Source organism: Streptomyces sp. Je 1-332 (assembly GCF_040730185.1).
Classification (GTDB): Bacteria; Actinomycetota; Actinomycetes; order Streptomycetales; family Streptomycetaceae; genus Streptomyces.
Map to the genome: position 1 here is coordinate 189024 of NZ_CP160402.1, position 20256 is coordinate 209279.

Below are 20256 nucleotides of genomic sequence, written 5' to 3' on the forward strand. Positions count from 1 at the left end.
CGGCCTCCGCTCACCGTTCCACCTTCCCGAAAGGCAGACCCTGGTGAAGACACCCGTACACGCCGCACTGGCCCTCGCCGTCCTCTCCGGAGCGCTGTGGGCGAGCCCCGCCGCCGCAGCCGGAAACGACAAGGAGACCACCCCCTCCACCTGGGCCCACCGCGCCCAGGCCGGCTACGACTCCCTGCAGCGGCACCTCTACCAGGGCCCCAAGGAGCACGGCCTGTACCTGGAGAAGACGCCGCGTACGCAGGAGGAGAACCCGCACTCGTACATCTGGCCCCTGCGCGAGGCGGCGGCCGCCACCGTCGACATGTCCGAACTGCCGCGTACCGGCGCCCGCTACGACCGCGACGCGGCCGAGCGCTTCGAGACACTGCGGCTCTACTTCAACCCCCGCGACAACAGGCCCGGATACGACTCCTACCTGCCTGCCCCGCTCGGACAAGGCGGCGACGTCTTCTACGACGACAACGCCGTAGTCGGACTCAGCTTCCTCGACCAGTACCGGGCGACCGGAAGGAAGCTCTACCTCGATCGGGCAGCGGAGACCTACCGCGTCGTCACCCGGGCATGGGACACGGACCCGGCCAAGCCGTGCGCGGGCGGCATGCACTGGGTCGACTCCGCGAACAACTACATGCGCGCCGCGAACGTCACAGGCCTGTCCGCCCAACTGGCCGCAGAGCTCTACGCCATCGAGCGCGACGACCGGTACCTCGCGAGCGCCAAGAAGTGGTACGAGTGGAACTGGTCGTGCCTGCGCCAGTCCCCCGGCCTGTACAACAACAGCCGCGACGACGACGGCACCGTCAACAAGACACTGTGGTCCTACAACTCCGGCGCGATGATCGGGACCGCGACCACGCTCTACCGCGCCACCGGGGAGCGCCGCTACCTCGACCGGGCTGTCGAGGACGCCAACGGCTCCCTCGCGTACTGGAAGAAGGACGACCGGCTGCACGACCAACCGGCCATCTTCAACGCCTTCTACTTCGACAACCTCCGCATCCTCGACGAAGTACGGCCCAACAGCGAGTACCGCAAGGTGGCCGCCGCCTACGCCGAGCAGACCTGGCGGGAGAACCGGACGCCCGCCGACGGTCTTTTCCGCTTCCAGCCCTCCGGCGGCGGCGACCACGCCCCGGACGCACAGGCCGAAACCCTCCACCAGTCCGCGATGATCCAGATCTTCGCCGGGCTCGCCACCGACCACTCCTGAACCGTCCCGAGCCCTCGCCACCTCACACCCTCGCGCAGCACCCCAGGCACCAACACGAGTGGAGATCTCTTCCATGCCCCGCCCCGCACTTGCCCGTCCCTCCTGGTGGGACTCGAACATGGCCCGAGACATCCTGCGCGAACGCGCGGTGTCCTCCGAGGGTCTCCTCGCAGGACACCGGATCAGGTTCTCCTGCGAACCTCTCCTCCGCCACGACGGCACAGGCGGCTTGCTCCAGTCCGTCCGCGTGACGGCGCCCCGGCCGCTCACCCGCGCCCGCGTCACCACCATCGCCGGAAGCGCGCTGCGGTGCGACGTCCTCGCCGGGCCGGGTGCGGCTACGCGCCTGCTGGTCCCGGAAGTCGACGCTCCCACTCCCGTCCTGGTCGAGCTGCCCGAGCTGGCCGAGGGGGAGACCATCGAGGTCCTGCTGACCCCCCAGCGCCACTGGACGCTCCACCTGGTCCAGCACGCACACCTGGACATCGGCTACACAGACCCCCAGAGCACCGTGCTCGCCGAGGGACGCAAGTACCTCGACTCCCTGCTCGAACTGTGCCGGACCACGGACGACTGGCCGGACGAGTCGAAATTCCGCTGGGCGGTCGAGGGCTTCTTCAGCTACGAGAACTGGTCACAGAACCGGCCCACGCGCCAGGTCGCGGAATTCCTGGACCGTGTCCGCGAGGGACGCATCGAACTGGCCGCGATGCCCTTCAACCTCCACACCGAGACGTGCTCCACCGACGAGCTCCACGAACTGCTGCGCCCCATACGGGAGTTGCGCGCCCAGCACGGAATCGATGTCACCACGGCCATGCAGACGGACGTACCGGGACAGGTCGTCGGCCTGCCCGACGTCCTGACGGACAGCGGGATCCGCTATCTCTCGGTCGCCCACAACTGGGCAGGACGCGCCGTACCGCACCACGTCGGGGGAGAGCATCTGCCGCGCCTGTTCCGTTGGCGGGCACCGAGCGGACGGGAAGTACTGGTGTGGCGCACGGACACACCGCACGGCCTCGCCTACATGGAGGGGTCCATCCTCGGCTTCGACGAATCCTTCGACCGCGTCGACGACCTGTTGCCCCACTACCTCTCCGCGCTGGCGAACCACCAATACCCGCACGAAGGCCGGGGGATCCCGGGATTCCCCATCCTGGACGAGGAGTTCAAGAGCGACCCCTACCCGTGGGACATCCTGCACCTGCGGGTCCTGGGCAAGTTCGCCGACAACGGTCCTCCACGCCGCATCATCGCGGACACCGTACGCCGGTGGAACGAGGAATGGGCCTTTCCCGTCCTGCGCACCTCACGCAACGAGGACTTCTTCACGGACGCGGAGGAACGGCTCGGCGACCGGCTCGAGACGTTCGAGGGCGACTGGACGGACTGGTGGGTCGACGGTGTCGGCGCGGGTGCCGTGCCGCTGGCGGCCACCCGCGACGGCCAGGCGGCGCTCGCCGACGCGCAGACTCTCGCGGGCCACGCACTGGTCCTGGGAGCGCCGGGCGGGGCCCGGATCACCGAAGCCGCACCCGAGGTCTACCGGTCGGCCTCCCTGTTCAACGAGCACACCTGGGGCGCCGGCGACCCGTGGACCCACGGCGACCACGGCCACGCCTCGGGCGAGCGCCAGTGGCACTGGAAGTACGCGCAGGCCCTCAACGCCCACGACGGGGCGCAGACACTCCGCGACGCCGCGAGCACGGCGCTGGGGGATGTGCTGGCACCGCGCGAAGGGACACTCGCCGGTTACTACGTCGTCAACACATGCAGCTGGGACCGGTCCGAGGCCGTACGGCTCTTCCTCCCGGAGAGCACCGTCCCCCTCGACGCGCCCGTCCAGGTCGTCGATTCGCGCGACGGCAATGTGCTGGAGGCGACCGAGGAAGCGCAGAGCAACGAACTACACCGGGCTGCCGGCCGCTTCCTGCTGTTCAGGCTGCCCGACGTACCGGCCCATGGAGCGGTACGCGTCGACATCGAGCCCGCGCCCGCCGACTCGGCCGAACTGTCCGCCGGCTCGGCCGGACGATCGACGGAAGGCAACGCTCCCGCAGCCGCTTCCACGGTGCTGGAGAACGAGTACCTGCGCGTCCACGTAGACCTCAAGTCCGCGTGCATCGACTCGATCCTGGACAAGCGGACCGGAGCCGAGCTGGTCCGCCAGGACGCCACCGTCGGCTTCAACGGCTACCTCTACGACGAGTACGCGACCGCCGGCGGATTCAATCACCAGTCGAGCAAGACGACGGCGGACGACTCCATGCATCTGCTGGCCACCCGGCAGACGGCACCCCCCGCGGCCCTGCTGGAACGCACCACGGACGCGACGGGCGAGACGCTGGTCTACGAATGCGCCCCGGCCGGTACCCGACGGCTGCGGGTCAAGGTCCATCTGCCGCGCGCAAGCGCACGGATCGACCTGGAGAACCGCATCGACAAGGCCCCGACACTGACCAAGGAGAGTGCGTTCTTCGCCTTCCCGTTCGCGATGCGGTCCCCGGTCGTCCGGATGGAAGCGACCGGCGGAGTCACCGGTACGGGACTGCCCACGGTGCCCGGCTCGGCCCAGCACATGCGGGCGGTACGCCGCTGGGTCAGCCTTCAAGAGGAGGGCGTGAGCGCGGCGTTGGCCACACAGGACGCGCCGCTGATCCAGATCGGTGGGATCGCCATCCCCTACGTGCCGTACCCGCAGTCCCTGGCTCAGGAGGAACCAGGAACGGTGTTCTCCTGGGTCCACAACAACATCTGGGACACCAACTTCCCCTCGCAGCAGGCGTTTGACCATGTCTTCCGGTACAGCATCGGGTGGCAGGACACGCCGGCCATCGGCGGCGCCGTCCTCGGCATGCGCACGGCCGCCGTCGGCAGCCGGCCCCTGGTCGCCGTACGGGCCCTGCGGGCAGCCGAAGCCGACCCCAGCGCGTCCTACGCGCTACTGACCCTCGACGACCCCCGCGTACGGATCGTCGGTCTGACCGTCCCGGCGCCGGGACGTCTACTGGTGCGCTTGCAGTCCTTCGCCGAGGAGTCCGTCACCTGCCGGCTCACGCCGGGCTTCCCTATCGCTGACGGGACGAAATTGGCCGACTACCTCGGCAAGGAGAGCACCACACTGCATGCCGACGCGGATGGCTCCCTGCCAGTACCTGTGCCTCGACTCGGCACCACAGCCGTATCGCTGACGACAACGGACATCCCGTGAGGCCCGCACTGACACAGATCGTCAACTGAACGATTCTCACGGGGCTGTTCGCTGTCCGGGGCCTGCATAGGGTTTTGAGAAGGCGGTGGTGCGGCATGTGCGCACTCGATCCGCCGCCGCGCCGAGTGTTCAGGCGCACCCCCGCGAGAGGAGACACACCCCCTATGCGAGCCCTTGTGGTCGATCACAGTGAGGCCGGACCCATACGGTTCGCCGATGTCGATGAGCCCGTACCGTCCACCGGTGAGGCGTTGGTGGAGGTACGGCACATCGGTCTCAACTTCGGAGAGCTGAATTACGTACACCAGTGGCCGGCCGGCGCCGTGCACGGACACGACGCCGCCGGCGTCGTGGTGCGCGCCGCGTCCGACGGCTCGGGGCCGCCCGAAGGTACGCGCGTCGCAGTGGGAATGGCTCCCCACGCATGGGCGGAGCGGGTGGCGGTCAGCCCCGCCTCGCTCGGCACCGTGCCCAAGGGCGTGGACCTGGCCGACGCCGCCGCGCTGGGGATCGCCGGAGTCACCGCACTGCGGGTGCTGCGCAAGCGTTCCCTGTTGGCGCGCGACGTGCTGATCACCGGCGCCAGCGGGGGTGTTGGGCACTTCGCCGTCCAACTGGCGGCGCTGGCGGGCGCCCGGGTGACGGCACTCGTCGGTTCGCCGGAGCGGGCCGCCGGGCTCCGCGAACTCGGGGCCGACAAAGTCCTGACCGAACTGGCCGCACTGGCCGAACTGGCCGAGACCGGGGGCCGGTTCGACCTTGTCCTGGACACGGTCGGCGGGCCGCTGGTGGCCCAGGCGTGGAATTCCCTCGCCGAGGGCGGCACCATCCACCTGGTCGGTTACTCCTCAGGGCAGGAAACCACCTTCCCGGCAGGGGCCTTGTTCGGCTTCGGCGAACCCCGCAGCATCGCCACCTTCGGCGACATGACGCCGACCAGCGGGGAGTTGACGGAGCTGCTGGGCCTCATGGCCGCCGGGAGGCTCTCGGCACCCGTCGGACTGCGAGGCGGCTGGCAGGACGTGGACGACGCCGTCCAAGCGCTGTTCGCGCGGAAGGTGCACGGAAAGGTCGTTCTCGACGTGGCCTGAGGCTGGGGAACAGGACACATGTGTCTCGCCCGCTGGTGGGCGGTTCGCGGCAGTGGACGAGAATGGACCCATGGATGTGCTGGCGGAGGTCTTGCGTGTTTCCGGTGCGCGTGGGGCGCTCGGGGTCGTGCTGAAGGCCGGAGGAACCTGGGGCCTGCGGCTGGACTCCTCTCCAGGAGCGGCACTGCATGTGGTGTCCCGCGGCACCATGTGGCTCCACGTCCCAGGCGAGAAACCACTTCAGGTACAGGCCGGAGACGCCGTCCTGGTGTCGCCGGGCACCGCTCACGGGATAGCCGGGGGCGCCGGCGTGACGATGGGTTCCTGCGACCGTGAGGCGGCGGCCCGGTCCTTGCGCGACGGCCGGGCCCTGCGGCTGGGCTCGGCGCCGGTGCAGACGGAGGTGATCGTGCTGCGCTACGAGCAGGACGCGGAGGTGCGCACACCGGTGCTCACCTCTCTCGCTCGGCCGATGCACGTCACGGCCCGGGAGAACGCCCAGCTCAGAAGAACCGTCGAACTTCTCGCCGCGGAGCTCGCACAGCCGCAGATCGGCACCACCGCCGCCGTCAACAGCATCGTCGACCTGCTGCTCGTCCAGTTCGTACGCGCCTGGCTGGCCCGCCACCCGCAGGAGCGGTCCGGCTCATGGCTGGGAGCGATGCGTGATCCGGTCGTGCGCGAGGCTCTGGCCTGCGTGCACGCCCGCCCGGGGCACCCCTGGACCACGGAGACCCTGGCCGCCGCGACGAGCGTTTCCCGGGCGACGCTGTCCAGGCGTTTCCGATCCGCCCTCGGGCAGACGCCGGGCGCGTACGTGACGCAGTGGCGCATCGATCTGGCGTCCGTCCGGCTCCGCGACACCGATGAGCCGGTCGAGTCGATCTCCGGCGCGGTCGGATACGGCTCTCCGCACGCCTTCAGCCGCGCCTTCCGACGTGCCCGAGGTGCGGCCCCGGGTGAGTATCGCTCTCGACTTCGCGAGTGATCGCACGCAGGCGACGACGACCGGCGTCACTTGGCCGCACCACCCGAAGTCCGGCACCCGCCCCCGCTCTGTCGAGCCGAGCGGAGCCCCGAGTGCGAACTCGTGTTCCCGGAGGAGGTACATTGCGTGGTGACCACCGCGGGAGCTCGGGAGTAGCCGGGCTGAGAGGGCGGACGGGACTTGATCCCCTTTCCGCCGACCGCATGAACCTGGACCGGGTAATGCCGGCGTAGGAAGGGTGTTGACGATGGAGAGTGCCTCCATACCTGCCCGGAACGGCCCTGCCGTTTCCCGTGCTGCTGTGGCGGACGTGATCGCGTCGGTGCGGACCTCCGCACCCCTTGTGCACTGCCTGACCAACGTCGTGGTGTCGCAGTTCACCGCGAACGTGCTGCTCGCGGCGGGGGCCGCCCCCGCGATGGTGCACAGCGCGGAGGAGGCCGGAGCACTGGCCCGAGTGGCCGGAGGCGTCCTGGTCAACCTGGGGACGGTGACCTCCGTGACGGCTGAGGCGATGCGCGTCGCGGTCAAGGAAGCGGCCGGGGCCGGGCGCCCGTGGGTGCTCGACCCGGTGGCGGTCGGCCCGCTGCCCTGGCGCACCGAGCTCGCCCACGAACTCCTGGAGAGCGCACCCCCGGCGGTCGTCCGCGGTAACCCATCCGAGATCCTGGCGCTGGACGGCGGCGGCGCGGGCGGGCGCGGCGTGGACAGCACGGACGCCCCCGAAGCGGCGCTGGCCGCGGCCGGCGCGCTGAGCCGACGCTACGGCTGCACGGTCGCCGTGAGCGGACCGGAGGACGTCCTCACCGACGGGACGCGAGTGGTGCGCGTGACCAATGGGCATCCGCTGCTGCCCCTGGTGACGGGAACCGGCTGCTCCCTCGGCGCCCTGGTGGCCGCTTGCACAGCCGTCACCGGCGACGCGCTGCTGGCCGCCACTGCCGCGACGGGCCTGCTCACGGTGGCCGCGGAAACCGCCGCCACCCGCTCGACGGGTCCCGGCACGTTCGCGGTCGCACTGATCGACGCGCTGCACGAGCTCAGCCCGGACCGGCTCACCGAGGCTCTCAACCTGCGTTGAGCTCGCGGGTGTTGGGGATGTCGCGGGGTTTTGCGGTGGGCGGTCGGCCTGGATGTCAGCGGCTGATCAGCCGCTAATCAGCCGCTGATCAGCCCCCGCCCGCCCAGGGGGGCGACCCCAACACCAAGTCTGCCAGCCCTCTCGGACACACACCCCCACCCCTGTGGATAACTCAAGGTTCCTGCATGTCAGGTGCCCTCCCCTTTCCCTACACCTCTTTCCCCAGCACCTCTTTCCCAGCACCTCCCGATGCGTCTCCCACGCCCCCACGCCCTCCCCCGGCCGGGAGACCCCAAGGAGCACCCATGCGACCACCACTCGACCTGTCCCTGTATCTCGTCACCGACACCCGGCTCTGCGGCGACCGCGGCGTAGCCGCCACCGTGGCAGCCGCCGTCAAGGGCGGTGTCACCGCTGTCCAGTTGCGCGATCCGGACGCCGACGACCGCACGCTGTGCGCGCTCGGCCGGTCGATCCAGGCCGAACTCGCGGACACCGGCGTCCCCTTGATCGTCAATGACCGCCTGGACGTGGCGGTCTGGCTGGGCGCGGACGGCATCCACCTCGGGCAGCGGGACGTCTCCCCCACGACCGCCAGGCACCAGCTCGGCCCGTACGCGTACGTCGGCCTGTCCGTCAGCCGTCCCGAGCAGCTGGCGCACGTACCCGATGCCGTCGATCACCTCGGTGTCGGTCCGGTGTTCCCGCAGGCCACCAAGCCGGACGCGGACGCCCCGCTCGGTCTGGGCGGCTTGGCCCGCATCGTCCGGGAGAGCCCGCTGCCCTGCGTGGCCATCGGCGGGATCGGCGTGTCCGAGGCCGCCGCGGTCAGGGGAAGCGGCGCGGCCGGGATCGCTGTCGTCAGCGCGGTCTGCGGGCAGCCCGACCCCGAGACCGCGGCCCGTTCCCTCGTCCGCACCCTGCGACCGGAGGTCTCCGCGTGACCAGCCCGCCCATCGCCCTCAGCATCGCCGCCAGTGACCCCTCCGGCGGCGCCGGGATCCAAGCCGACCTGAAGGCGTTCTCCGCGAACGGCGCGTACGGAACGGCAGTTCTGACCGCCCTGACCGCACAGAACACCCGGGGCGTCACCGGCATCCACGCCGTCCCGCCGGAGTTCGTCACCGAGCAGCTCGACACGCTGTTCGCCGATGTGGCGGTGGACGCCGTCAAGATCGGGATGCTGGCCGACGCCGCCATCGCCGCAGCCGTCGCGGACGCTCTGGAGCGGCACCGCCCCCGGTACGTCGTCCTCGACCCCGTCATGGTCTCGACCAGCGGTCACCGCCTCCTCGAGGCCGATGCGGTGACGGTGCTGCGCGAGCGTCTCCTGCCGCTCGCCGATCTCATCACCCCGAATCTCCCCGAGGCCGGCGACCTCCTCGGCGCCGCCTCCGCAACGAACCGCACCGAGGCCCTCGAACAGGCCCGCGCCCTCCTCGAGACCGGCGCCACGCGCGTCCTCCTCAAGGGCGGCCACCACACACACGACGCCGAGTCCGTCGACATCCTCGTCGACGCCGCGCATGCCACAGACGCCCCTGGCACGAGCGTCACCGAGCTGTCCGCACCTCGCGTGAACACGCGGAACACCCATGGCACCGGCTGCACCCTCTCCGCCGCGATCGCCGCCCTTCGCCCCCGGAGCGACGACTGGCAGACCGCTGTCCGCGCCGCGAAGGACTACCTGACCGGGGCCCTGCGTGCGGCCGACACCCTGCGCGTCGGGCACGGCCACGGCCCCGTCCACCACTTTCACCAGTACTGGAGCTGAGCACCATGACCACGACGTTCTGCGACGAGCTGTGGACGGCCACGGCCGAGATACGTACGGCCATCGACAAGCTGCCGTTCGTCACCGGCCTCGGCGACGGCACCCTGGACCGGGAGAAGTTCGTCTACTACCTGGCCCAGGACGCCCACTACCTGCGCGGCTACGCCCGCGCGCTGGCCGGCGCCGCCGCGAAGGCGGACCAGCATCAGGACATCGCGTTCTTCGCGAAGTCCGCCCACGACGCCGTCGCCGTCGAAAGCTCCCTGCACGAGACCAACGTCGTCGACGTCGATGCCTGGACCCCCTCCCCCACCTGCACCGGCTACACCTCCTACCTGCTCTCCGTCGCCCACACCCAGGGCTACCCGGAGCTGGCCGCCGCGGTCCTGCCCTGCTTCTGGATCTACGCCGAGGTGGGCCGGGCACTGCTCGAGCAGGCCGGTGACCTCGCCGTCCATCCGTACGGAGACTGGATCGGCACGTACGCCGACGACGAGTTCGAGGCCGCCACCGAACACGCCCGACAGATCGTCAACCGGCTCGCCGACCAGGCCGACCCGGCCACCCGCGCACGCATGCGAACGGCCTTCACCACCGCGTCCACCTGGGAGTGGATGTTCTGGGACGCCGCCTGGCGTGTGGAGTCCTGGCCCTTCGACCTCGCTCCTGCCCAGGTTTCGGAGCCTGCGAAGTGACGATCACCACCGACCCCAGTACTTCGACACCGGACCCGGCCACAGCCCCGGCGAACGAGGCGCCGCTCACCCTCGACCAGCCAACCCCCAAGGTCCTGACCGGCCTTGACCAAGGCACCTTCTGGGCCAACCTGGGCGTCAGCCTGCTCGGGTTCAGCGGCATGCTGGTCGTCCTCGACCCGCTGGGCACCGGCAGTCCGACCTTGTCGTTCGCCGCCGCCGTCACCGCGTCCGTCGTCGGCACCCTGATCGGCACCGCCGCCCTCGGCCTCGCCGCCATCACCGGGGCCCGCACCGGCGCGCCCTCGATGGTGCTGCTGCGCGGCCTGTTCGGCGCGAAGGCGTCCTACCTGCCCACCGTCCTCAACGTGCTCCAGATGGTCGGCTGGGCCGTCTTCGAGCTGGTGGTCATCTCCACCGGCTTGAAGATCCTGGCAAGCCAGGCCTTCGGCGAACCGGGTCCCGGCTGGCTGTACGTGCTCGTCGCGGGCGCGGTGACCACAGCGCTCACGCTGCGCCCGCTCGGCGCCCTTCGCATCATCCGCCGCTACGTCACCATCGCCGTCGTCCTGGCCATCGGCTACCTGGGCTGGGACCTGGCCGGCCGCGGGATCCCGATGGAGGGCGGCTCCTGGAAGGACTTCTGGTTCGCCGCCGACAGCGTGATCGCCGTGTCGATCTCCTGGCTGCCGTTGGTCGCCGACTACTCGCGGCACTCCCGCAGCGAGAAAGCGGCGTTCGGTGGCCTGGTCATCGGCCAGACCCTCGCGGGCGTCGCGGGCTCGGTCCTCGGCGTGGCCGCCCTATCGATGATCGCGTTCGACAGCACCGACCCGTACAAGGTCTTCGACCCCTTCACCGCCACCAGCGTCGGCGTGATCTGCTTCGGGGTCCTGGTCCTGCGCGAGGTCGACCAGTCCTTCGCCAACGTCTACTCCACCGCCGTGTCCGCCCAGAACCTGCTCCCCCGGGCGGACCGCCGCGTCCTGTGCCTGATCAGCGGCACGCTGGCCACCGCCCTGGCACTCCTGGTGAACATGGACAGCTACGCCAGCTTCCTCTACCTGATCGGCGCGGTCTTCATCCCGATGTTCGCCGTCCTCGTCGTGGACTTCTTCGTACTCGGCGGCCACCGCACCTGGGACGTCTCCGAACAGGCCCCCACCCGCTGGGTCATGCTCCTGCCCTGGACACTCGGCTTCGCCACCTACCAACTGATCGCACCCACGAACATCGCCGGCTGGTCCGACTTCTGGGCCTGGCTGCAGGACACCGTGGGCCTCACCGTCCAACCATGGATGAGTGCTTCCCTGCTCTCCTTCGCGGTAGCTGCGCTCGCCACCCTCGCTGTGGGCCGCAGGCGTCGGCGCGTCACGGCATAGGCTTCGGGGTTGACGGTGGGAACGGCTGCGGTCTCCGCCGGTCGTCTCCCAAGTGCTCAGGCTGCTGCGGCGACGCCGACGCCGATGGCGATGAACAGCCAGCCGGTGGTCAGTTCCCAGCGGTGGCGGATCTTCGGCCGGGCCAGCAGGGTGCGTAGCCGCACGGCGCCCGCGACCAGGGCGAACCAGTAGCCGACCCCGATGAGGACGTCCAGGATCCCCAGGAAGAAGATCTCCTGGGTCCTGGAGCCGCCTCCGTTGACGAACTGCGGCAGGATACTGAGGAAGAACAAGGCCGCCTTGGGGTTGAGTACGTTGGTGAGAAATCCCTGGGTGAAGCTGGGGCGCCACCGCACGGCGGCCGACTGCGGTTGCCCCGGCGCGTCCTGTGCGGCGGCGTACGGGCTTTCGCTCTGTCCGGGACCTGCGGCGGCGTGCTCCCGGGCGCTGCGCCGCGCGGCGAGCACCGCCCGTACGCCCAGGTAGACGAGGTAGGCGCAGCCCAGGAATTTGATGGAGTCGTACACCACGGGTGAGTGGGCGGCGATCACGGACAGGCCGACGGCTGCGGCGAGCATGTGCACGCACAGCCCGGCCTGGGCGCCCAGCGCTGCCGCCCGGCCTTTGGACGGATGCTCGGCTGCTGAGCGGAGTACCACCAAGAAGTCCGGCCCTGGGACCACGTAGGCAACCAGCACCACGCCGAGGAAACCGATGAGGTCGACTGACATCCGTTCTCCGTTCGTCGGCCCACAGCCTGCACGCCGCGGAGGTGGAAGTTTCCAGTCCAGGTTTCAGACCGCTGGGGCGTGCCACGAACTCCGGGTCTCCTGTACCCGCTGACGACGTGGGCAGGCACAAGATCTCGGGAACGGACTCTGCCGCCAGCAAAGAGAAGCCCTTTGGCACCTCCAACCCCGACGGCTTGACGCATGCCGATATCGGCATATGATTTTGTCCATGGCACGAGCAGCGACGACGTCGGACGTCTTCAACGCGATCGCCGAGCCGCAGCGCCGGGAGATTTTGGTGTTGCTGCGGGCGGGTGAGCGGTCGGTGACCGAGGTGGCCCAGGAGCTGGAGATGACCCAGCCGGGGGCGTCCAAACACCTGCGGGTGCTCCGGGAGGTCGGGCTGGTGCGCGATCGCAAGGCAGGCAAGCAGCGTCTGTACGGCCTTGACGCCGGCGGGCTGCGGTCCGTCCACGAGTGGACCGGCGGTTTCGAGCAGTTCTGGAACGAGAGCTTCGACCGACTGGACGCCTACGTGCAGGACCTGAAGCAGACAAGGAAAGCGGAGTAGCTCATGAGTGCGACAGGACCAGGAACGCCGACGCAGTCGGCGACAGCCGACCGGGAGACGGTCATCTCCCGGATCATCGACGCCCCGCGGGAGTTGGTGTTCGAGGCCTTCACCGAGGTGCGGCACCTGTCGCGGTGGTGGGGGCCGGAGGGGTTCACCACCACCACGCGGGCGTTCGAGTTCCGCGTCGGCGGAGCGTGGGACTTCGTGATGCACGGCCCGGACGGGACGGACTACCAGGAGTGGATCACCTGGACCGCGATCGCCCCGCCGGAACGGATCGCGATGCTCCACGGTGAGGCCCGCGACGACCCCAACGCCTTCGAGTCGGTGCTGACGTTCGAACGCGACGGCGCGGCGACCCGGATCGAGATGCACACGCTGTTCCCCACCAAGGAGCAGCGCGACGAGGCGGTCGAGAAGTACCACGCGATCGAAGCCGGCCGGCAGACCCTGAACAACCTGGCTGCCTACGTCACCGAGACCGTTTCGAAGGGAGCTGAGGACTGATGACCGGGAAGGTCTTCTTCAGCGTGTCGATGTCGCTGGACGGTTTCATCGCGCCCGATTCCCCCGAGGAGTTGATGGGAAAGCAGTGGATGGAGCTGCAGCAGTGGGTCTTCCCGCAGCGGTTCTTCCGGGAGAATCTGAAGCTCGGCGCGGGCGGCGAGGAGGGGCGCGACAACGACATCGTGCGCGAAACGTTCGAGCGCACCGGCGCGAGCGTGATGGGCAAGCGCATGTTCGACGCCGGGGAGCAGATGTGGCCGCAGGAGGCGCCGTTCCACACGCCGGTGTTCGTCGTGACGCACGAGAAGCGTGACCCCTGGGAGCGGCCCGGCGGGACCACCTTCCACTTCGTCAACGACGGCATCGAGGCCGCCCTCGATCAGGCCCGCGCGGCCGCCGGCGACCGCGACGTCCGTATCGCGGGAGGAGGCGCGACGATCCTGGAGTACGTGAACGCGGGCTTGGTCGACGAGTTCTCGATCGCCTTGTCACCCGTGCTGTTCAGCTCCGGAATCCGCCTGTTCGAGGGCGTGGACGCGGGCCGCGTGGCTCTGAAGCAGATCCGCGCGGAGCCCTCCCCACGGGTGACGCACCTGACCTACACCGTCCGGGAGCGGTAACGCTCCTGCCCGCCCGGGGAGGGTTCGTATCCAGCCGCTCGCTGGGCTGTCACCGCCGTCGGATCGTCGACCGGTCGATGAGGTGCAGAGAGGCGATCGTCTCTGCTGTCTCTGCTGTCTCTGCTGTCTCTGCTGTCTCTGCTACGACCAATAACCGGGGCGAGTTCACTCCATCGACTCCAGGATGCGATCGAGGGTCCGGCGCCCCATTCCGCTCATCGTCCGGTTACTCCCGACGTAGTACCAGACAAGACCCATCGCCTGTTGGAACGCCCATGCCTTGCCGCGCTCCCACTCCAGATCGTCACAGCCCAGTACCCGCCGGAGCACTTCCCGCGGGCCTGGCTGCAACAGGTGCCAGGCGCTGACCAGATCCAGCGCGGGGTCGGCCGGGCCGAAACCGCCGGTGTCGAGTACGCCGCTGAGACGGTCTCCCGCGACCAGTACATTGCCCGGGATCAAGTCCCCATGGCTCATCACGTCGGCCAACTACACCGCCCCCGTTATCTAATTGGGGCCCACCGAACCGCCTGCGCTTCCCGACCTGACGAAGGACGGCGATGAAGGACGCATTCTCGACGCGGGAACATCCTCGGCTGCCCGTCGGATGGCGGCGGTTCCTGGCCCGGCTGCCGCTGCGCCTGTACAGCGCAGGGCTCGGCCCGCTCTTCGGCGGGAGGATGCCCCGAGGAGGGCGGGGCGATCATGGCCTGCTACGCCTCCAGGCGCCCGCGGCTCGCCCGCCGCCTCTGCGCCTTCATGGGCTTGGATGTTGACGGGAGTGAGGCGAGGTTCCGGGAAGCGGGGAAGTCCATCCCCTTCGTACGCCTCGAAGCCGCTCCGGAGCCACGCCGCCGCGAACCGCCGCGCTGAAAGGTGCGTGCGCACACACTCCGGTCGCGGGCTCCGAAGCAGGCCTAGGGGGCCTCGCCGTCTGCAACGCGATAGTAGAGCTGCCTGCAAGGGCGCGGCCTCTCTACCCACGCAACGAGCCGCGGCGAGATTTCAGCGGCTGTCCGTCATGCCTCCCGTCACCGCGATGGTCTCCCCGATGACGTAACTGGAATCGGCTTCCGAGGCCAGGTAGACGTAGGCAGGCGCGAGCTCCTCCGGCTGGGCGGCGCGGCCCATCGGGTCCGCTGCTGCGAGATTCTTTTCGAGATAGTCGTCGGGAAACCGCTGTCCCGCGACGTTCAGGACGGTCCATGTCGGGCCGGGGGCCACCACGTTCGCCCGGATTCCGCGCTTGGCCAGGTGGGAGGCGATGGACTTCGTGAAGATGATTTGCGCGGCCTTCGACGCGGCGTAGTCCATCATCATGTCGCTGCCCTTGAGACCTTCCTCCGAGGCCGTCGCGATGATCGCATCTCCCCGTCCCAGGTGAGGCAGAGAAGCCAGCACCAGGTGGAAGTAGGCGTAGACGTTCGTTTTGAAGGCCAGGTCGAACTCCTCGAAGTTCAAGTCCTCCAGGCTGTTCTGGCTGTTGAGGCGCGCTGCGTTGCTGACCAGAATGTTGAGTCCGCCCAGCGTCTGCACGGTCGTCTCCACGGCCTGTCGGCAGAAGTCGGGGTCACACAAGTCGCCGGGTATCAGCAGGCACCGTCGGCCTTCGGATTCGACGACCTTGCGCGTCTGTTCGGCGTCCTCCTGCTCCTCCGGCAGGTAGACGATGGCCACGTCTGCGCCTTCACGCGCACACAGCACCGCCACGGACCGGCCGATGCCCGAGTCGCCGCCGGTGATCAAGGCCACCTTGTCCCGGAGCTTGTCCGCCCCGCGATAGTCGGGAGCCATATAGCGCGGCGGCGTCGACATCCGAGACTCCAGCCCAGGTCTCTGCTGCCGCTCGAAGGTGTACGGCGGCGTGGGCTCAGCGCCCGCCCCGGGCCGGCCCGGGCGACCCTCGTGTGCGTCAGTCATCAGGCAAACCTCCAGCGGAGACGAAAAGCGATCACCCGCCTCGCGTAACCCGGACCGGCAACGATGAAACAATCAGCGGAAATATCGCACTGGAGGATGCGGGGGCGGGCGCCCTACCCCCAGGTCATCACCCTGGACACGAGCACTCGGGGCGCGGCATCGGCAGACATTCGCTACGCCCGCGAGGACGGCGGTCTGCTCGTCCCGTTCACGCCGAAGCCCCTTCTCGGGTCGAGCAGCCCTCCCCCGTTCACTGGATCAGATCGGTGTGTGGATGCTCCGGGGAGGTCGGGCAGACGTAGATCTGCATGTTGTCCGTGCTGCCTACTTCCACCCCCGTCGGCTGCGAGGGATTCTGCCCGGGGTAGTTAGAGCCGGCGAGGGCGGCGGCCTGGTCTTCCTGCGGCGCCCAGTTGCGCCCTGCGCCGCCGTCCCACTCCCGGGAGGCGATCGTCAGGAGCGGGGCCATCTGCGCTTCGCACACCGAGCAGTACCGGCGGTAGGGGTCGGTGCGGCCCCACGGGGGCCAGCCGCCGACCTTCCAGCCCGGGGCGTTGCCCAGATGAAGGGAATAGAGCTCGCGCGGATTCTGCGCGTAGGAGACATCCACGTCGGCGCCGGCTGCCTGCCACCTGTTCCAGTCCTCCAGCATCCGCTGCAGTTCCGGGCTCAGATCCAGGATGTTGGGGTACTCCGTGATCGCTTCCGGCGCCAGCACGCACGGCTCTGGCACGTAACCCGGATAGTCCGCCTCGTACGGCTCTGGTGGTGTGGTGAGGATGTCGACGATCTCCGCGGCCGACCGCCAGAACAGGGCGGTCGCCGGCTTGTAATGCGGTTCGTGCTCGTACGGGCACCAGAGAACCTGAAGCAGATCGGCCTGCCCGGGCGGTCGCAGCAGGGCTATGTCACGCAGGAACAGCTGAGCCACGGGCAGCATCGGGACCGGGCAATCGGCGGGCCATGGAGGGCTCGCTTCGTAGCGTTCGGCGAGCCACGCGGCATTGCGCGCACTGAGGGCTGCCTCCTCGGGCGTGAGCGCGGGACGTTGGTCATCTGGACGCCATCGGGACCGCAGGCGTCTCGCGAGCCGCACTTCGGTCGGTGACTCGCGAAACCCCGTGTCCACATGCAGGTGCGCGTCCGCGCAGTGCGGCCACGGCTCCCCCGCCGGCCACATCAACGGCCCGCCGACCGAGCTGTCCCCGACAGAAGGCGTTCCCGGACGCGGATGCAGCCGGATGGCAGGTCGCGCCAGCGGAGCCAGCTCGGGAAAGACCGCGCTCACCTCTACAGGCCGCGGCGGAGTGGTACGTACGAAACTCATGCCGGTCATCCTGTCACCAGCCACTGACACTCCCCTTGCCACCTCGACCCCCCGCAACACCCAACCAGCCACACCCTCCACCGACTTGGCCACGGTGCTGGCAGCGGCCATTCGCCCGGGTCAGCTGGTCGGCGTGGTCCGGCGTCCCGTCGAGGCGCGGAGGATCACGGCGAGAGCGACCAGGACGATGCCGAACCAGACGACGCTCGTGACACCCACGTGGTCGGCGAACAGGCCGCCGATGAGGGCGCCCAGGGCGATGCAGGTGTTGTAGGCCATGGTGTTGAGCGACATCGCGGCCTCGAAGGTCTCGGGGGCCGCCGAGAGCGTCATGTTGATCTGGCTGAGCTGGACGACGCCGAAGGCGAGGCCCCACAGGACCATGGCGGCGATCACGCCGATGTCGTTCGTGCCGATGGTCAGCAGCATGACGAGGACGGCGATCATGATGAGGCCGCCCACGATGAAGCTGCCCCGCAGGCTCTTGCTGACGCTCTGGCCGCCGATGAAGTTGCCGATCGCGCCGCCGATACCGAAGACGATGAGGACGACGGTGATGAAGCCGACGGTGGCGGACGTACGTTCCTCGAGGTAGGGACGGACGAAGGTGTAGGCACCGAAGTGGCCGAGGACGAAGAAGACGACCATGACCAGCACCACCCGTAGCGGCACGTTCTTGACCGGCAGCTCGAAGACCTCGCGGACCGAGACCGCGTTGGCCGACGGCAGCGATGGGATCGTGAAGGCGACCGCGAGGAACACCAGAGCGCTGAGGCCGGCCCAGATCAGGAAGGTGGTGCGCCAGTCGATGGCGCTCTCGAGCAGGGTGCCGAGCGGGATGCCGACGACGGTGGCGATCGAGATTCCGGACATCACGACGGCGGCGGCCCGGTTGGCGTGCTGCTCGGGGACGATGCGCATGGCCATGCTGACGCCGATGGCCCAGAAGACGCCGCTGGCGAATCCCATGATCAGGCGGGTGCCCAGGATGAGCGGGTAGTTCGGGGCGATCGAGGTGATCAGGTTACCGACGGCCAGGACGGCCAGCAGTGTGGTCAGCAGTCGGCGCCGGTTGACGCGCCGGGTCCATGCCACGATGAACGGCACACCGAGACCTGCCGCCAAACCCTGCGCCGTAACCATCAGGCCGACCGATCCCACGGAGACTCCGAGGCTTGCGCTGAGCGGGGTGAGCAGGCCGATCGGCATCAGTTCGGTGGTGAGGAAGACGAACAGACTGGCGGTGATGGCAGCCACGCCCAGCCATGCCCGGTTCGGGGACATCTGCTTCTGTGGCGTGACGGGGGTGTTGGTCTCTTCTTGAGTGGTCATGTCATCTCTCCGGATGTGGTCAGACGTGCGTGGTACGCGAATGCCTCACGGCGCCGGCGTCCGCGAGACCGTGGTGGAGGGTGGAGCCGAGGGCGTCTCCTCGGGCTTCGGTTCGGGCGGGCGCGGCTGGCCCAGCACGACCGCCAGGAAGATGACGGCCATTCCGATGACCTGGAGGGCGGACAGCGTCTGGTCCTTGACGAGGTAGCCCAGCAGGGTTGCCACGACCGGGCTGCCCAGCGCGAGGAAGGAGACCGCCACGGTCGGCAGGCGTTCGATGCCTCGGAACCAGACGACGTAGCTCAGGACCGCCCCCAGAGTGATGAGGTAGGCGAAGCCGATGACGTTGGAGCCGGTGAGGCCGTCGGGAAGGTCTTCCAGCGCCAGCCAGAACGGCAGCAGGACCAGACCGCCCGCCGTGAGTTGCCACCCCGTGAACGTGAGCAGGCCGACACCTTCCGGCCGGCCCCACCGCTTGGTCAGTGTGATGCCCGAAGCCATGCACAGTGCTCCGCCGACCGCGGCGACGAGCCCGATGGTGTCGAGCGACGTCGCGCCCCTGAAGACGAGCAACATCACGCCCCCGGTGCCCATGACGCAGGCCAGGGCGTGGACGAGTCTGATCCTCTCGCCGAGGAAGAGGGAGGCGAGGATGACGACGAACACGGGTTGCGCCGACATGACCACGGCGGCGATACCGCCCGGCAGCCGGTAGGCCGCCACGAAGAGCAGGAAGTTGAAGGCGCCGATGTTCAGAACACCGAGCACCAGCGCGCGCCACCACCAGACGCCGACGGGAAGCTTCCGGCCGAAGGCCAGCAGGACCAGACCGCCGGGCAGGGCCCGCATGGTGGTCGCCAGGAGCGGCCGGTTCGGGGGCAGCAGCTCGGTGGTCACCAGGTAGGTGCTGCCCCAGACCGCCGGAGCAAGACCGGTCAGGGCCGCGGTGAGCAGATTCTGTCTGTTCTTCATCTCGTTCTCACATCCCTCGGGGGAACCACTTGGCTCCCGTAGTCCGTCCGTCCGGCCGTCCGTCCGGCCGGCTCAGTCGAAGATCGGGTCGCGGTCGCGGCCGCGCTTCAGCTCGAAGAAGCCCTCTGTGCTCACCACGGCCAGCACGCCGTCCCAGAGCGTTCCTGCCGCCTCGGCACGGGGAGCGGGGGTGAGCACAGGGCCGAAGAACGCCAGCGGCTTTCCCTCCGGGCCGGGCACGTGGATCACGGGGGTGCCGACCTCGGAACCGACAGGGTCCATCCCCTCGTGGTGCTCGGCCCGCAACGGCTCGTCCCAGGAGGTGTCCTCCGCGGCCTCGATCAGTTCGGCCGGCAGACCCGCCTCCCCCAGAGCTGCAAGGATCATGTCGTGGCCGAGCCCGGCCTGCTCGTGGTGGATCCGACGGCCCATGGCGTTGTAGAGGGGGCGCAACACCTCGTTGCCGTACCGCTGTTGTGCCGCGACGCACACGCGCACGCAGGCCCAGCCGTCGATCATGCCCTGGCGGTACTTCTCCGGGACCGCGCGGCCCTCGTTGAGGACCGAGAGGCTCATGATGTGGAAACGGGCTTCCAGCGGCCTGACCTGCTCCACCTCCAGCATCCAGCGTGAGGTGATCCACGCCCAGGGGCAGCGGGGGTCCACCCAGATGTCGGCGATGGTCGTCTCGGAACGGGTGGGCGTGGTGCTCATGGCGGTCGCTCGTCCTTTCGGTGTCATGCGTCATGGGTGCGAGGGGTGCAAGGGGTACGAGGAGGGCGAAGGGCGCGCGCAGGCATGCCTCGGCGCTGTGCGCCCAGGTGCG

18 protein-coding genes, 2 pseudogenes and 1 riboswitch are annotated in these 20256 nt (G+C 69.2%); of the genes and pseudogenes, 13 read left to right on the forward strand and 7 right to left on the reverse strand.

What is annotated here, in order from left to right:
• Nucleotides 1–43 precede the first annotated feature (43 nt).
• The 9 genes from ABXJ52_RS00950 to ABXJ52_RS00990 all read left to right on the forward strand — a co-directional run bounded on the left by ABXJ52_RS00950 (nucleotide 44) and on the right by ABXJ52_RS00990 (nucleotide 11447).
• Nucleotides 44–1222, forward strand: a complete 1179-nt coding sequence (locus ABXJ52_RS00950; protein WP_367038448.1) for a glycoside hydrolase family 76 protein — start codon at nucleotides 44–46, stop codon at nucleotides 1220–1222.
• Nucleotides 1223–1295: 73 nt separating this feature from the next.
• Nucleotides 1296–4436, forward strand: a complete 3141-nt coding sequence (locus ABXJ52_RS00955) for an alpha-mannosidase (RefSeq protein WP_367038450.1) — start codon at nucleotides 1296–1298, stop codon at nucleotides 4434–4436.
• A gap of 164 nt (nucleotides 4437–4600) precedes the next feature.
• Nucleotides 4601–5527, forward strand: coding sequence for a zinc-binding dehydrogenase (locus tag ABXJ52_RS00960; RefSeq protein WP_367038452.1), 927 nt, complete (start codon nucleotides 4601–4603; stop codon nucleotides 5525–5527).
• 70 nt (nucleotides 5528–5597) lie between these two features.
• Nucleotides 5598–6515 carry an AraC family transcriptional regulator gene (locus ABXJ52_RS00965; RefSeq protein ID WP_367038454.1) on the forward strand — a complete coding sequence of 306 codons (918 nt, stop codon included), beginning with the start codon at nucleotides 5598–5600 and terminating at the stop codon, nucleotides 6513–6515.
• A 128-nt stretch (nucleotides 6516–6643) separates the two neighbouring features.
• A riboswitch (TPP riboswitch) is annotated at nucleotides 6644–6769 on the forward strand.
• Nucleotides 6770–6816: 47 nt separating this feature from the next.
• Nucleotides 6817–7596, forward strand: coding sequence for a hydroxyethylthiazole kinase (gene thiM / locus ABXJ52_RS00970; protein ID WP_367038456.1), 780 nt, complete (start codon nucleotides 6817–6819; stop codon nucleotides 7594–7596).
• A gap of 305 nt (nucleotides 7597–7901) precedes the next feature.
• Nucleotides 7902–8540 (forward strand): thiamine phosphate synthase, encoded by a 639-nt coding sequence (gene thiE / locus ABXJ52_RS00975; protein ID WP_367038458.1) that lies wholly within the window; start codon nucleotides 7902–7904, stop codon nucleotides 8538–8540.
• The gene (thiD, locus tag ABXJ52_RS00980; protein WP_367038460.1) at nucleotides 8537–9370 is read left to right on the forward strand and encodes a bifunctional hydroxymethylpyrimidine kinase/phosphomethylpyrimidine kinase; all 834 of its coding nucleotides are present in this window, start codon (nucleotides 8537–8539) and stop codon (nucleotides 9368–9370) included. The genes thiE and thiD overlap by 4 nt, the downstream gene beginning before the upstream one ends.
• Nucleotides 9371–9375: 5 nt before the next feature.
• Nucleotides 9376–10065, forward strand: coding sequence for a thiaminase II (tenA, locus tag ABXJ52_RS00985; protein WP_367038462.1), 690 nt, complete (start codon nucleotides 9376–9378; stop codon nucleotides 10063–10065).
• Nucleotides 10062–11447, forward strand: coding sequence for a cytosine permease (locus ABXJ52_RS00990; protein WP_367038464.1), 1386 nt, complete (start codon nucleotides 10062–10064; stop codon nucleotides 11445–11447). The genes tenA and ABXJ52_RS00990 overlap by 4 nt, the downstream gene beginning before the upstream one ends.
• A gap of 56 nt (nucleotides 11448–11503) precedes the next feature.
• Here ABXJ52_RS00990 and ABXJ52_RS00995 read toward each other — a convergent pair whose 3' ends face one another.
• The gene (locus tag ABXJ52_RS00995) at nucleotides 11504–12178 is read right to left on the reverse strand and encodes a LysE family translocator (RefSeq protein WP_367038466.1); all 675 of its coding nucleotides are present in this window, start codon (nucleotides 12176–12178) and stop codon (nucleotides 11504–11506) included.
• 229 nt (nucleotides 12179–12407) lie between these two features.
• Between ABXJ52_RS00995 and ABXJ52_RS01000 the strand changes: the two genes are divergently transcribed.
• From ABXJ52_RS01000 to ABXJ52_RS01010, 3 genes are read left to right on the forward strand one after another with little or no spacing between them, the layout of a single operon-like run.
• On the forward strand, nucleotides 12408–12749 hold the full coding sequence (locus ABXJ52_RS01000) for a metalloregulator ArsR/SmtB family transcription factor (RefSeq protein ID WP_367038468.1): 342 nt from the start codon (nucleotides 12408–12410) through the stop codon (nucleotides 12747–12749).
• Between the two features lie 3 nt (nucleotides 12750–12752).
• Complete coding sequence (locus ABXJ52_RS01005) at nucleotides 12753–13259, forward strand: SRPBCC family protein (RefSeq protein ID WP_367038470.1); 507 nt, start codon at nucleotides 12753–12755, stop codon at nucleotides 13257–13259.
• Entirely contained in the window at nucleotides 13259–13879 is a 621-nt protein-coding gene (locus tag ABXJ52_RS01010) for a dihydrofolate reductase family protein (protein ID WP_367038472.1), read from the forward strand. Before ABXJ52_RS01005 ends, ABXJ52_RS01010 begins: the two co-directional genes overlap by 1 nt.
• 165 nt (nucleotides 13880–14044) lie before the next feature.
• Here the strand turns inward: ABXJ52_RS01010 and ABXJ52_RS01015 are convergent.
• Nucleotides 14045–14365, reverse strand: a pseudogene (locus ABXJ52_RS01015) (phosphotransferase); the annotation flags it as partial.
• Between the two features lie 74 nt (nucleotides 14366–14439).
• Between ABXJ52_RS01015 and ABXJ52_RS01020 the strand changes: the two are divergent.
• Nucleotides 14440–14752, forward strand: a pseudogene (locus tag ABXJ52_RS01020) (hypothetical protein).
• 132 nt (nucleotides 14753–14884) lie between these two features.
• On the opposite strand, the gene ABXJ52_RS01025 reads toward ABXJ52_RS01020, so the two are convergent.
• The 5 genes from ABXJ52_RS01025 to ABXJ52_RS01045 form a co-directional block, all read right to left on the reverse strand.
• On the reverse strand, nucleotides 14885–15694 hold the full coding sequence (locus ABXJ52_RS01025) for an SDR family oxidoreductase (RefSeq protein WP_367038474.1): 810 nt from the start codon (nucleotides 15692–15694) through the stop codon (nucleotides 14885–14887).
• Between the two features lie 355 nt (nucleotides 15695–16049).
• Nucleotides 16050–17126 carry a hypothetical protein gene (locus tag ABXJ52_RS01030; RefSeq protein ID WP_367048727.1) on the reverse strand — a complete coding sequence of 359 codons (1077 nt, stop codon included), beginning with the start codon at nucleotides 17124–17126 and terminating at the stop codon, nucleotides 16050–16052.
• Nucleotides 17127–17246: 120 nt separating this feature from the next.
• On the reverse strand, nucleotides 17247–18458 hold the full coding sequence (locus ABXJ52_RS01035) for an MFS transporter (protein WP_367038476.1): 1212 nt from the start codon (nucleotides 18456–18458) through the stop codon (nucleotides 17247–17249).
• Between the two features lie 45 nt (nucleotides 18459–18503).
• Complete coding sequence (locus ABXJ52_RS01040) at nucleotides 18504–19430, reverse strand: EamA family transporter (RefSeq protein ID WP_367038478.1); 927 nt, start codon at nucleotides 19428–19430, stop codon at nucleotides 18504–18506.
• Between the two features lie 72 nt (nucleotides 19431–19502).
• Complete coding sequence (locus tag ABXJ52_RS01045) at nucleotides 19503–20144, reverse strand: disulfide bond formation protein DsbA (protein WP_367038480.1); 642 nt, start codon at nucleotides 20142–20144, stop codon at nucleotides 19503–19505.
• Between the last annotated feature and the right edge of the window lie 112 nt (nucleotides 20145–20256).

Coding starts and splice junctions, on each gene's coding strand:
- ABXJ52_RS01035 (WP_367038476.1), bottom strand. CDS start 18,458: ATGACCACTCAAGAAGAGACCAACACCCCCGTCACGCCACAGAAGCAG.
- ABXJ52_RS00960 (WP_367038452.1), top strand. CDS start 4,601: ATGCGAGCCCTTGTGGTCGATCACAGTGAGGCCGGACCCATACGGTTC.
- ABXJ52_RS01045 (WP_367038480.1), bottom strand. CDS start 20,144: ATGAGCACCACGCCCACCCGTTCCGAGACGACCATCGCCGACATCTGG.
- ABXJ52_RS01005 (WP_367038470.1), top strand. CDS start 12,753: ATGAGTGCGACAGGACCAGGAACGCCGACGCAGTCGGCGACAGCCGAC.
- ABXJ52_RS00955 (WP_367038450.1), top strand. CDS start 1,296: ATGCCCCGCCCCGCACTTGCCCGTCCCTCCTGGTGGGACTCGAACATG.
- ABXJ52_RS01030 (WP_367048727.1), bottom strand. CDS start 17,126: ATGAGTTTCGTACGTACCACTCCGCCGCGGCCTGTAGAGGTGAGCGCG.
- thiE (WP_367038458.1), top strand. CDS start 7,902: ATGCGACCACCACTCGACCTGTCCCTGTATCTCGTCACCGACACCCGG.
- tenA (WP_367038462.1), top strand. CDS start 9,376: ATGACCACGACGTTCTGCGACGAGCTGTGGACGGCCACGGCCGAGATA.
- ABXJ52_RS00965 (WP_367038454.1), top strand. CDS start 5,598: ATGGATGTGCTGGCGGAGGTCTTGCGTGTTTCCGGTGCGCGTGGGGCG.
- ABXJ52_RS01025 (WP_367038474.1), bottom strand. CDS start 15,694: ATGTCGACGCCGCCGCGCTATATGGCTCCCGACTATCGCGGGGCGGAC.
- ABXJ52_RS00995 (WP_367038466.1), bottom strand. CDS start 12,178: ATGTCAGTCGACCTCATCGGTTTCCTCGGCGTGGTGCTGGTTGCCTAC.
- ABXJ52_RS01040 (WP_367038478.1), bottom strand. CDS start 19,430: ATGAAGAACAGACAGAATCTGCTCACCGCGGCCCTGACCGGTCTTGCT.
- ABXJ52_RS01010 (WP_367038472.1), top strand. CDS start 13,259: ATGACCGGGAAGGTCTTCTTCAGCGTGTCGATGTCGCTGGACGGTTTC.
- ABXJ52_RS01000 (WP_367038468.1), top strand. CDS start 12,408: ATGGCACGAGCAGCGACGACGTCGGACGTCTTCAACGCGATCGCCGAG.